Raw genomic sequence first — 11,569 nt, 5'->3', positions numbered from 1 at the left:
CGGTTACTTGCTCATGGTGGCGATGTTAAACACCTGCTCGAGCATCGGATTAAAGGTGAAGCCTTTGACCTCTTTGTTCATCGCCAGCTGGTAGTTCTTCTGGAACAGATAAACGTAGGCCGCCTCGTCGATGACTACCTTTTGCGCCTGCTGGTAATCTTTGGTGCGTTCCGCCTGGTCGGTGGTTTTCAGCGCGGCCTGCAGCAGGGAATCGACCTCTTTGTTTTCATAGAACGAGCGGTTGCCCGGCAGCCCTTTTTTGTCCGATTCGAACCAGTAGTTCATGAACATGTACGGGTCGGCAAAGTCCGGGCTCCAGTTGCCGATGGCAATGTCGTAATCGCCTTTGCCGACGCGGTCGCGCATGGTGGCGTTGGCCAGTTTTTCCAGCTTGACGTTAATGCCGATCTTGCCAAGGCTGGCCTGGGTTGAAAGCGCGATAGGCTCCCAGTTCGGATCGTTGTCAGAGTAGAGGAAGGTCAGGCTGGCGGGCTTGTCTTTAACCTTCTCCAGGGCCGCTTTGGCTTTGGCCTCGTCGAGGCTGTACTGCATGGCCGTGGCGTCAAATCCCCACATGCCTTCCGGGATCGGGCCGCGCATCTGCTTGCCGTTGCCGCTCAGAATGCCTTTCACCATCCCCTGATAGTCCGTCGCCCACGAGACCGCGCGGCGTAAATCGACCTGATTGAGCGGCGCTTTGCTGTTGTTGAGGTAGAGGTAGGTGACGCGCAGAGACGGGTATTCGGCGACGGCGACTTTCCCTTCCTGCTTCAGGGCCGCCAACTGATCGACCGGCAGGGAGTCGGCAATGTCCAGGTCACCGCGGGAAAGCTGCAGACGGCGCGACGCGCTCTCACCGATAATTTTCACCGAGACGCGCTTGAAGTGCGGCTTGTCGCCCGGCCAGTGCGGGTTTGGCACCAGCACCAGCTGCTGGCCTTTCTGCCAGCTCTTCAGCATAAACGGCCCGGACCCGGCGGTGTTTTGCGCCAGATAGCCGCGCGCGTCGTCCGCGGCATTGGCCTTCAGCACCGCCGGGTTAATGATGGAGGCGCCGTCGTTCGCCAGGGTGTAGAGGAAAGGCGCGAACGGCTGGCTGAGGGTGAATTTCACCGTATGGTCATCAACGGCATCAATTTTCAGATCTTTTGGGAAGGCTTCAGACGGCCCCTGGCTGAGCTTCAGCAGGCGTTCAAAGGAGAGTTTGACCGCCTCGGCGGTGACCGGCGTACCGTCGGAGAATTTGGCGTTATCCGCCAGGGTGAAGGTCCACTCTTTCTGGTCGTCGGAGGCTTTCCAGCCCGTCGACAGATCGCCTTCCACCTCGGTTGAGCCTGGCTTGTACTTGACCAGACGCTGGTAGGACGGATAGGTGACGGTCCAGTCATTGTTATCGATAGTGATGGCCGGATCGAGCGTTTGCGGATCGGCGGCTTTACCAATGACCAGCATGTCTTTCGGGACGGCAGCCAGCGCCAGCGGTGCACTCAGGGCCAGCGTGGCGGCAATGACGGTCGAGAGAAGCGATGTTTTCATGGCAGTGCTCCAGGTTTAAAGAGGGGTGTGCGTCAGGGGAAAACAGGCAAAACGGTCATCAAGCAGCGGGTAGCTGGCGGCGTTCGGCAGTTCGAAGTGCCACCATTCGCTGCCGATCCCGACAAAACCGCCGCCGAACATGATGGCGTTCAACAGCAGACGGTTGCGCTGGGCGTGGGGCGGCACGGAAGGGTGATACGGATGCGAGCGGTCATGCATTTCGTCAAAACCGGCGCCCATATCCAGCACGGCGTTATGCTCGTCCATCAGGGTCACGTCGATGGCCGTGCCGCGACTGTGGTTGGAGCCAATCGCCACGTCGACAACATATTCCGGGTTCGGGCAGGCCTCCCACAGCTGGGCCTGCGCCTGCTGTGGCCGATAGGCGTCGTAAACCACCAGCTTCAGTCCGGCCAGCGTGGCAATGCTGATGGCTTTTGCCAGCGCGGTGGCCGCGTCGGTATGCAGCAGGCACAGCGCCTCCTGGTAAATTGGGCGGCCGGTAATATTGTCGGCGGTGGCGTACTTCAGATCGATATGCAGCGTGGGGAACGTCTTCGCCACATCAATCAGTTCACTCTCTACGGGCATAGCTCCGCTCCTTTAGCGTTCGAATTGACCAAACTCTTGTTGTAATTGTCGGTTTACTGCCAGGCGCGCCGGGAGCGCATCACCCAGCGCTTCCACCACACCCGACAGCAGCAGGTTGAACAGACAGCTCACAGGGGCAAGTGAATCCCAGAAATGACCGGTATCGGTTTTCACCTGCAGTAAATCAATCGGATAATCCCGCGCCCACGGGCACCAGATATCGGTGATTAAGGCCAGCGGAATGCCTTTCTCGCTCGCGACGCGGCAGTACTGTCGGGCCATCGTGGAGTAGGTACGCGTATCGGTCAGCACGACATAAGGGTGCGCAAACCCGGAGTTCAGGGATTCCACCCAGCTGCCGGATGCCCCTTCGGAGTAGCTCACCCGCGGGCGGAGGTATTCAAGGTGGCTGAAGAAGGCGTTGGCGATCCCGCGCGTGGACTGGATCCCTAGCACAAAGACCGCGTCCGCGTGGGCCAGATGGTGCACCACCTGACGAAAAGCGTCCGTTTGCGCCAGCTGATACACCTGCGTAATGGCGTCCACTTCCAGCGACAGGGCGTGCTGAAGGCGGTTGGGCAGGGGGCGCTGCTGCTGCCAGGAGTCGAGGCGCTCGTTCATGCCCCAGGGCTGGTAAGGAGCGCGCAGGCTCTTTTTGGCATCCTCCAGGTTGCGATACCCCAGCTTGCGCAGAAAGCGTCCGACGGTAATCCCGCTGGTCCCGCTCGCCAGCCCGACGCTCTCCGCCGTTTCAAACGGGATTTGCGCGGCGTGCGCCAGCAGCCAGCTCCCGACCCGCTTCTCGCTGGGGGTCAGCTGGCTGAACGTCGCTTCGATACGGCTCAACATCTCAGGTTTCGTCGTCATACCGCCTCGCTGTTAACAGGCTGTCAATGGCCGAAATTGTGTTACCTGGTTAACAATGCATGACGCGTGCCATGTTCACAGGCGGGCGAAAACCCGCTGCACAGTAAACTTCATGCAATATTTGGTTAACCAATGATCAACATTTGTGCAGCGTAGTTCACTTTTGGTGCACTGGCTGACCGGACAGGTATGAATTTGGTGAATACGTCAGCCTGTTCACATTTTTGATAAGATAGAAGCACTGAGAACATAAAAGGGATCCCTCATGGCGAATTTGCCCTGGCGAGTCAGCGTGCGCCTGATCGCGCTTGCAAAGAAAACAGGAATGGTCGTGGGGATCGTCCTGGTCGTCCTGCTGGCGGTGCGGGTGTATCTCTCGCAGCAGGGGCCGGAACTGCACCTGTGGCACACCTGGCGGGCAGATGAGATGTCCGTTCGCGAGCTGGATAACGCCGATTTTGCCGGGTACCTCGCCCGGGAAAAGGCGATTTTCACCGATCTGGATAACGCGGTGACGGCGAAAACAGCGGGCGAGGAACAAACCCCGTTAAACCGCTATTACCGCCAGAGCCTGGTGTGGCCCGGTCAGTTTGCCCCCGATGCCAACCGCTCCTTTGTGCTGATGCCAGCCGGCAAGCCCCGCGGCGCGGTGGTGCTGCTGCACGGGCTGACGGATTCGCCATACAGCGTCAGGCGCCTTGCCGTGAACTATCAGCAGCACGGCTTTGTGGCCGTGGTCCCGCGTCTTCCCGGACACGGTACCGCGCCCGGTGCGCTGACGGACGTGGATTGGGAAATGTGGCTGGCGGCCACGCGCCTTGCCGTACGGGAAACCACGCGTCTGGCGGGTGAGGCTGTGCCTCTGCATCTGGTGGGCTACTCCAACGGCGGGGCGCTGGCGATGAAATATGCCCTCGATGCGCTGGACGCGCCTGCACTGCGTAAACCGCAGCAGGTGATCCTGCTCTCGCCGATGATTGGCGTGACGGCCTTTGCGCGGTTCGCCGGTTTCGCCGGGCTACCGGCGCTGCTGCCGCCGTTTGCCAAAGCGGCCTGGCTGAATATCTCCCCGGAATATAATCCGTATAAATACAATTCGTTCCCGGTGAACGCCGCCCGCCAGTCGTGGCTGCTGACGAAGGCCCTGCAGGAGCAGATTGGCCGCGCGGCGCGGGAAAACAGGCTGGCGAATTTGCCGCCGGTGCTGGCGTTCCAGTCGGTGATGGACTCCACGGTCAGTACCCGCGCGGTGGTCAGTGGCCTGTTTGACCAGCTTCCGGCAAACGGCAGCGAACTGGTGATGTTCGATATCAACCAGGCGGCGAGCTTCCGTCCGCTCTTCAAACCGTCGTCCTGGACGGCCACCACGGCGCTGCTACCGGTCGCGCAGAGACGTTACAGTGTCACTATTATCACCAATGCCAGCGAGCACAGTTTCTCGACGGTGGCGAAAATAACCCCGGCAGGCAGAACGCAGGAGACGGTGGTGCCGCTTGCCCAGTCCTGGCCGCAGGATGTCTATTCCCTGTCGCACGTTGCGGTGCCGTTCCCGCCGGATGACGATCTCTATGGTCGCGAACCTGGGGTGAAAAACCGCTACGGTATCAGCCTGGGGACGATTGCGCTCTGGGGAGAAACGTCCGTATTGAGCGTCGGAAAAGAGGCGCTGATGCGGGTCACCTCGAACCCGTTTTACGACTTTATGCAGGAAAGGATTAACAGCCGGATCGGGGACGAGAAAAAGTAACGTTCCCCTGTAGCGTGAATATGTTAGGTCGCATTGATTAAGTATGTTACATAGTAGCTTCAAGGCACCTCTCTTTCTCATTGGAACCCCTTTTTGTGCTGACGACTCTGATCTACCGAAGCCAGTTGAATTTATCCCGCCCGTCCACCGAACTGCGGGAGCTGGTGGCGCGCGCCAGGGGCCGCAACACAAAACTGGCTATTACCGGCGTCCTCCTGGCTAATGGGAATGAGGTTCTGCAGATCCTCGAAGGGTCGGAAGAGAGTGTGGTCAAACTTTTCCATACCATCCGTGAGGACAAGCGGCACAGCGGGGTGGTAGAACTGCTGCGGGACTATGGTCCGCGCAGACGCTTCGAAAACGTCGGCATGCTGCTGTTCGATCTGCAAACGCAGTCGCCGAAAGAGGTGTTGCAGTCGGTGCTGCGCTACAGCAAGCTGGACAGCTATCTGACCTCCGACGATCGGGTGTTCAAATTTATTCAGACCTTTATAACCGGTAAACGTCCGGTCCCATCGGGGGCACGCTACACCGCGGACAAATGGACGCTCTCGACCGAAACGCTACCCTTTGGCGAACACCTGGGCCTGATTGCCGGGCAAACCTGCCAGTTCGCGCTGCAGCCTATTGTCGAGCCCTCGGAAGGGAAGATCAGCTCCCTTGAGGCGCTTATCCGCGGCAACGACGGCGGCAGCCCGGAGCATTTCTTCAGCACCGTCGACCCGGACAACATCTACGAAGTCGATCTCCAGACAAAAGCCTATGCCTTTGCGCTGGCGGAAAAGCTGGGCATTGGCAGCCATAAAATCGCGGTAAACCTGCTGCCCATGTCGCTGGTGAATGTCCCTGGCGCAGTGGAATTTCTGGTCGATCAGATTAAAAAACATGGCCTTCAGCCGGAGCAGGTGGTCATTGAAGTCACTGAAAACGAGATGATCTCCGGGCTCAACCAGTTTAACAGCGCCATCAAGCAGCTTCGCGGCGAGGGGATTGGCCTGGCGATCGATGATTTTGGCTCGGGCTATGCCGGGCTTTCGCTGCTGACCCGCTTCCAGCCGGACAAAATTAAAATCGACCGTGAGATTGTCAGCAACATCCACCTGAGCGGCCCAAAACAGGCGATTGTGCGCTCCATCATCAGCTGCTGCTCCGATCTTGAAATCACCCTGGTGGCCGAAGGCATCGAGAAAATTGAGGAGTGGTGCTGGCTCGAATCGGCCGGAATCCGCCGCTTTCAGGGATTCCTCTTTGCCCGGCCGCAGCTTAATGGCGTCGGCGATATCCACTGGCCGCATCTGGTGCGGTAAGCCAATTTTCCCTCCCGTTATTTCCCCTTTGCCTAGCCTGTGCTTAAATAGCTAAAACGGTTTAACATAGTTTAGCTACGAGGATCACATGAAGAAAATCTGGGTACTTGGCGATGCGGTAGTGGATTTGCTGCCTGATGGAGAAGGTCGATTACTGCAGTGTCCCGGCGGCGCGCCGGCGAACGTCGCGGTCGGTATTGCCCGGCTGGGCGGCCAGAGCGCCTTTATCGGCAGGGTTGGCGACGATCCTTTCGGGCGCTTTATGGCGAAAACGCTCGCTGACGAGCGGGTTGACGTGAGGTGGATGCGCCTTGACCCGGCGCACCGCACCTCAACGGTGGTGGTCGATCTCGACGACCACGGCGAGCGCTCGTTTACCTTCATGGTGCGCCCGAGCGCCGATCTGTTTCTCGAACCCGACGACCTGCCGACGTTCAGCGCCGGGGAGTGGCTGCACGTCTGCTCCATCGCCTTAAGCGCCGAGCCGAGCCGGACTGCGACGTTTCAGGCGATGGCCGCCATTCGTGAGGCGGGCGGTTACGTCAGCTTCGACCCCAATATTCGACCGGACCTCTGGCCGGATGAGAACGCACTGCATGGCTGCCTGGAGCAGGCCCTGCAAAGCGCCGACGTGGTGAAACTTTCGGTAGAAGAGCTGGCCTTTTTCACCGGCAGCGCGGAGGTCAACGTTGGTCTGGAGGTGCTGATGCAGCGCTGCCCGGCGCGTCTGGTGCTGGTTACCCAGGGAAAAGCGGGCGTAACCGCGTGGCATGAAGGTACCGTAAAACACTACCCGGCAACGCCTGTGCAGTGCGTCGATACGACCGGTGCGGGCGATGCCTTTGTAGCGGGGCTGCTCTACGGGCTGGCCGCCGGACAGGACCTGACGCCGGTTATCGCGCTCGCCCAGCGCTGCGGCGCGCTGGCCACCACCGCCAAAGGGGCGATGACCGCGTTGCCCTGGCAGCACGACCTGTAATTTCTCCTCTCCTGGCCGCCATCCGGCGGCCTGAATTGTCGCCTCGATCACACTTACTAAATCGGTTTAGCAAAAAAGATTGCCGATCCAAAATTCACAGGTTTAGTATCAGCAACCTAAACCGGTTTAGCAATTTAGCACGTTTAATGACTTCTTTTAGGGATGCGACAAAATGTATAAAAAACGCAGACTTGCCGTGATGATAGGCATGCTGGCCGGAAGTACCTCTGTTTTTGCCCAGACGGATATGTCCAGTATTGAAGCGCGCCTTGCCGCGATGGAGCAGCGCCTTCAGGACGCGGAGACGCGCGCGCAGGTGGCTGAGAAACGCGCCGCGGCAGCAGAACAAAAAACGCAGCAGCTGGTTGCCGCTCAGCAGCAGGCGCAAACGACGACCCAGGAGGTGGCGCAGCGCACCACCGCGCTGGAGAAGAAGGCGGATCAGACCGGCGGGTTTGAGTTCCACGGCTATGCCCGCTCTGGCCTGCTGATGAACGATGCCGCCTCCAGCAGCAAAAGCGGCCCTTACCTGACGCCAGCCGGTGAAACCGGCGGTGCGGTGGGGCGTCTGGGTAACGAAGCCGACACCTACGTCGAGCTGAACCTCGAGCACAAGCAAACCCTGGATAACGGGGCGACCACGCGCTTCAAGGCGATGCTGGCCGACGGTCAGAGAACCTATAACGACTGGTCAGCCGATACCAGCGACCTCAATATTCGCCAGGCCTTCGCAGAGCTGGGCAATCTGCCTGATTTTACCGGCGCGCTGAAGGGCAGTACCTTCTGGGCGGGTAAACGCTTCGACCGCGACAACTTTGACATCCACTGGCTGGATTCCGACGTGGTGTTCCTGGCCGGTACCGGCGGCGGCGTTTATGACGTGAAATGGAACGATTCGCTGCGCAGCAACTTCTCCATTTATGGCCGCAACTTCGGCAGCGTGGAGCAGACCGACAACAACGTTCAGAACTATATCCTCAGCATGAACCACTTCGCCGGCCCGTTCCAGCTGATGGTGAGCGGCCTGCGGGCAAAGGATAACGACGATCGTAAAGACACTAACGGCGAACTCATCAAAACGGATGCCGCCAATCACGGCGTTCATGCTCTGGTGGGCTTGCATAATGACAGCTTCTACGGCCTGCGCGAAGGGACCGCCAAAACGGCGCTGCTGTATGGTCACGGGCTGGGTGCGGAGGTGAAAAGCATCGGCTCCGATGGCGCCTTGCTGTCTGAGGCGGATACCTGGCGCTTCGCAAGTTACGGTGTCACGCCGATCGGCGGTGGCTGGAGCGTTGCGCCCGCCGTTCTGGCACAAAGCAGTAAAGATCGCTACGTCAAGGGCGATAGCTATGAGTGGGTAACGCTCAACACCCGCCTGATCAAAGAGGTCACCCAGAATTTCGCGCTGGCCTTTGAGGGCAGCTATCAGTACATGGATTTAAACCCGGAAGGCTATAAGGATCGCAACGCCGTGAACGGCAGTTTCTACAAGCTGACCTTTGCGCCAACCTTAAAAGCAAGCAAAATCGGCGATTTCTTCAGCCGTCCCGAACTGCGCCTGTTTGCCACCTGGATGGACTGGAGCAGCAAACTGGATCATTACGCCAGCGATGATGCCTTTGGCAGCAGCGGTTTCAACGCCGGCGGGGAATGGAACTTTGGGGTCCAGATGGAAACCTGGTTTTAACCCATCACGCTCCCGCCTGGCGGGAGCGTTTCGCACATCATAAAAAGAAGTCAGGCAGAGGTATCTATGGATTTTAATCAAATCGCCCGCGAGCTTATTCCGCTGCTCGGTGGCAAGGAAAATATCGCCAGCGCGGCGCACTGCGCAACGCGTCTTCGTCTGGTGCTGGTCGATGACGCGCTGGCGGATCAGCAGGCTATCGGCAAGGTCGACGGTGTGAAAGGCTGCTTCCGTAACGCCGGGCAGATGCAGGTGATTTTTGGCACGGGCGTGGTCAACAAGGTGTACGCCGCCTTTATTCAGGCGGCGGGTATTAGCGAATCCAGTAAATCTGAGGCTGCGGATCTGGCGGCGCGCAAGCTGAACCCGTTCCAGCGCATTGCCCGTCTGCTCTCCAACATCTTTGTGCCGATCATCCCCGCGATTGTGGCGTCCGGTCTGCTGATGGGCCTGCTCGGCATGGTGAAAACCTACGGCTGGGTCAATGCGGATAACGCCATCTACATCATGCTGGACATGTGCAGCTCGGCGGCGTTTATCATTCTGCCTATTCTGATTGGCTTTACCGCCGCGCGCGAATTTGGCGGTAACCCGTACCTCGGCGCGACGCTGGGCGGCATTCTGACCCACCCGGCGCTGACCAACGCCTGGGGCGTGGCGTCGGGCTTCCACACCATGAACTTCTTCGGCCTTGAGATCGCGATGATTGGCTATCAGGGCACGGTATTCCCGGTGCTGCTGGCCGTCTGGTTTATGAGCATCGTGGAGAAAAACCTGCGCCGCGCGATCCCGGATGCGTTAGACCTGATCCTGACGCCGTTCCTCACCGTCGTCATCTCCGGCTTTATCGCCTTGCTGATTATCGGCCCGGCGGGGCGCGCTCTGGGGGACGGTATCTCCTTTATTCTGAGCACGCTGATCGCCCACGCGGGCTGGCTTGCCGGGCTGTTGTTCGGCGGACTGTATTCGGTGATTGTGATCACCGGTATTCACCACAGCTTCCACGCGATTGAAGCCGGGCTGCTGGGCAACCCGTCGATTGGCGTTAACTTCCTGCTGCCGATCTGGGCCATGGCGAACGTGGCGCAGGGCGGCGCCTGTCTGGCGGTGTGGTTCAAAACCAAAGATGCCAAAATCAAAGCCATTACTCTGCCGTCGGCGTTCTCTGCAATGCTGGGCATCACCGAAGCGGCCATTTTTGGTATCAACCTGCGCTTCGTTAAGCCGTTTATCGCTGCGCTGATTGGCGGCGCGGTGGGCGGGGCATGGGTGGTCTCCGTGCATGTGTACATGACCGCCGTTGGGCTGACCGCGATTCCGGGCATGGCCATCGTGCAGGCCAGCTCGCTGCTGAACTATATTATCGGCATGGTGATTGCTTTCGGCGTGGCGTTTACCGTCTCACTGCTGCTGAAATATAAAACGGATTCTGAATAATGACGTTACCTTCCCGCTGGCCTGCGATACTGCAGGCCGTTATGACAGGTCAGCCGCGGGCGCTGTCGGACAGCCATTATCCGCAATGGCACGCCGCGCCGGTGACGGGGCTGATGAACGACCCGAACGGGTTTATCTGGTTCGCTGGCCGCTATCACCTGTTCTATCAGTGGAACCCCCTGGACTGCGAGCATCGCTTTAAGTGCTGGGGGCACTGGAGCTCTGCGGACCTGGTGCACTGGCGGCATGAGCCGCTGGCGCTGATGCCCGACGAAGCGTATGACCGCAACGGCTGCTACTCCGGTAGCGCCGTCGATAACGAGGGCGTTTTGACCCTGTGCTACACCGGCAACGTCAAGTTCGATGACGGTAGCCGCACCGCCTGGCAGTGCCTGGCCGTAGAGCAACCGGACGGTACCTTCAGGAAGCTGGGGCCGGTGCTGGCGCTGCCGGAAGGCTACACCGGCCACGTGCGCGACCCGAAGGTGTGGCGGCACGACGGGGACTGGTACATGGTGCTCGGCGCGCAGGATGTGCAGAAGCGCGGCAAGGTGCTGCTGTTTAAATCAGCCGATTTGCACGCCTGGACATCCTGCGGGGAGATCACCGGTCACGGGGTTAACGGCCTGACGGACGCGGGTTATATGTGGGAGTGTCCAGACCTGTTTGCCCTCGACGGGACACATGTCCTGATCTGCTGCCCGCAGGGGTTGGCGCGCGAGCCGCATCGCTATCTCAATACCTATCCGGCCACCTGGATGAGCGGGGCGTTTGATTACGCCAGCGCCGCATTCGATCACGGCGAGCTTCACGAGCTGGATGCGGGGTTTGAGTTTTACGCCCCGCAAACCACGCTGGCGGAAGATGGACGCCGCATCCTGATCGGCTGGATGGGCGTACCGGACGGGGAAGAGATGCTTCAGCCCACCCGGGCGCACGGCTGGATGCACCAGATGACCTGCCCGCGCGAACTACGCTATCGCGACGGCAGGCTCTGGCAGACCCCGGCGCGCGAACTGGCGGCGCTGCGTGAAGATGAGCAGCACTGGCAGGGGCGCGCCAGCGACGCGCCCGAACTGGACGCGACGCGTCTGGAGTTTGAGCTGGGCGCATCGCAGGTGAACGTCGATTTTGCCGGCGCGCTGCGCCTCACGCTCGATGAGCAAGGCGTACGTCTGGAACGCGCGAGCCTGAAAACCGGTGAAACACTGACCCGCTACTGGCAGGGGGACGTCCGTCATTTGCGCGTCCTGTGCGACCGCTCCAGCGTCGAAATCTTCATTAACCAGGGAGAAGGGGTAATGAGCAGCCGCTATTTTCCTGACCATCCGGCCTGGGTGCGATTCGAAGGTGCGTCCGATATCACATTACGCTACTGGTCGCTGCGCGCCTGCATGATAGAATGAGGGTTTTGG

9 protein-coding genes are annotated in these 11,569 nt (G+C 59.6%); 6 read left to right on the top strand and 3 right to left on the bottom strand.

Going from position 1 to position 11,569, the window contains the following annotated elements; translation table 11 throughout:
- Window positions 1–3 precede the first annotated feature (3 nt).
- From LJA86_RS07265 to LJA86_RS07255, 3 genes are read right to left on the bottom strand one after another with little or no spacing between them, the layout of a single operon-like run.
- Window positions 4–1,536 (bottom strand): ABC transporter substrate-binding protein, encoded by a 1,533-nt coding sequence (locus LJA86_RS07265; RefSeq protein ID WP_229225911.1) that lies wholly within the window; start codon window positions 1,534–1,536, stop codon window positions 4–6.
- 15 nt (window positions 1,537–1,551) lie between these two features.
- Window positions 1,552–2,127, bottom strand: a complete 576-nt coding sequence (ddpX, locus tag LJA86_RS07260; protein ID WP_025911023.1) for a D-alanyl-D-alanine dipeptidase — start codon at window positions 2,125–2,127, stop codon at window positions 1,552–1,554.
- A 12-nt stretch (window positions 2,128–2,139) separates the two neighbouring features.
- Window positions 2,140–2,994, bottom strand: coding sequence for a MurR/RpiR family transcriptional regulator (locus LJA86_RS07255; protein WP_229225910.1), 855 nt, complete (start codon window positions 2,992–2,994; stop codon window positions 2,140–2,142).
- 265 nt (window positions 2,995–3,259) lie between these two features.
- On the opposite strand from LJA86_RS07255, the gene LJA86_RS07250 reads away from it, so the two are divergent.
- From LJA86_RS07250 to LJA86_RS07225, 6 genes are all read left to right on the top strand, one after another.
- On the top strand, window positions 3,260–4,741 hold the full coding sequence (locus LJA86_RS07250; RefSeq protein ID WP_229225909.1) for an alpha/beta hydrolase: 1,482 nt from the start codon (window positions 3,260–3,262) through the stop codon (window positions 4,739–4,741).
- 95 nt (window positions 4,742–4,836) lie between these two features.
- A complete protein-coding gene (locus tag LJA86_RS07245) occupies window positions 4,837–6,048 on the top strand; it encodes a diguanylate phosphodiesterase (protein WP_229225908.1) in 1,212 nt (403 codons plus the stop codon).
- A gap of 88 nt (window positions 6,049–6,136) precedes the next feature.
- Entirely contained in the window at window positions 6,137–7,027 is an 891-nt protein-coding gene (locus LJA86_RS07240) for an aminoimidazole riboside kinase (RefSeq protein WP_229225907.1), read from the top strand.
- A 172-nt stretch (window positions 7,028–7,199) separates the two neighbouring features.
- On the top strand, window positions 7,200–8,717 hold the full coding sequence (locus tag LJA86_RS07235) for a carbohydrate porin (protein ID WP_229225906.1): 1,518 nt from the start codon (window positions 7,200–7,202) through the stop codon (window positions 8,715–8,717).
- A gap of 66 nt (window positions 8,718–8,783) precedes the next feature.
- A complete protein-coding gene (locus LJA86_RS07230; RefSeq protein WP_023619263.1) occupies window positions 8,784–10,154 on the top strand; it encodes a sucrose-specific PTS transporter subunit IIBC in 1,371 nt (456 codons plus the stop codon).
- On the top strand, window positions 10,154–11,560 hold the full coding sequence (locus LJA86_RS07225; RefSeq protein ID WP_229225905.1) for a sucrose-6-phosphate hydrolase: 1,407 nt from the start codon (window positions 10,154–10,156) through the stop codon (window positions 11,558–11,560). Before LJA86_RS07230 ends, LJA86_RS07225 begins: the two co-directional genes overlap by 1 nt.
- The last annotated feature ends 9 nt before the right edge of the window (window positions 11,561–11,569 follow it).

Source organism: Enterobacter sp. TCD1-1 (assembly GCF_020567405.1).
GTDB lineage: Bacteria > Pseudomonadota > Gammaproteobacteria > Enterobacterales > Enterobacteriaceae > Enterobacter > Enterobacter quasiroggenkampii.
The sequence above is the reverse complement of the archived record's forward strand: the minus strand, read 5'-3'. Positions and strand labels throughout refer to the sequence as shown.

Excerpts from the sequence above, each read along its gene's own strand:
- LJA86_RS07265 (WP_229225911.1), bottom strand. The coding sequence starts at position 1,536 with ATGAAAACATCGCTTCTCTCGACCGTCATTGCCGCCACGCTGGCCCTG.
- ddpX (WP_025911023.1), bottom strand. The coding sequence starts at position 2,127 with ATGCCCGTAGAGAGTGAACTGATTGATGTGGCGAAGACGTTCCCCACG.
- LJA86_RS07255 (WP_229225910.1), bottom strand. The coding sequence starts at position 2,994 with ATGACGACGAAACCTGAGATGTTGAGCCGTATCGAAGCGACGTTCAGC.
- LJA86_RS07250 (WP_229225909.1), top strand. The coding sequence starts at position 3,260 with ATGGCGAATTTGCCCTGGCGAGTCAGCGTGCGCCTGATCGCGCTTGCA.
- LJA86_RS07240 (WP_229225907.1), top strand. The coding sequence starts at position 6,137 with ATGAAGAAAATCTGGGTACTTGGCGATGCGGTAGTGGATTTGCTGCCT.
- LJA86_RS07235 (WP_229225906.1), top strand. The coding sequence starts at position 7,200 with ATGTATAAAAAACGCAGACTTGCCGTGATGATAGGCATGCTGGCCGGA.
- LJA86_RS07230 (WP_023619263.1), top strand. The coding sequence starts at position 8,784 with ATGGATTTTAATCAAATCGCCCGCGAGCTTATTCCGCTGCTCGGTGGC.
- LJA86_RS07225 (WP_229225905.1), top strand. The coding sequence starts at position 10,154 with ATGACGTTACCTTCCCGCTGGCCTGCGATACTGCAGGCCGTTATGACA.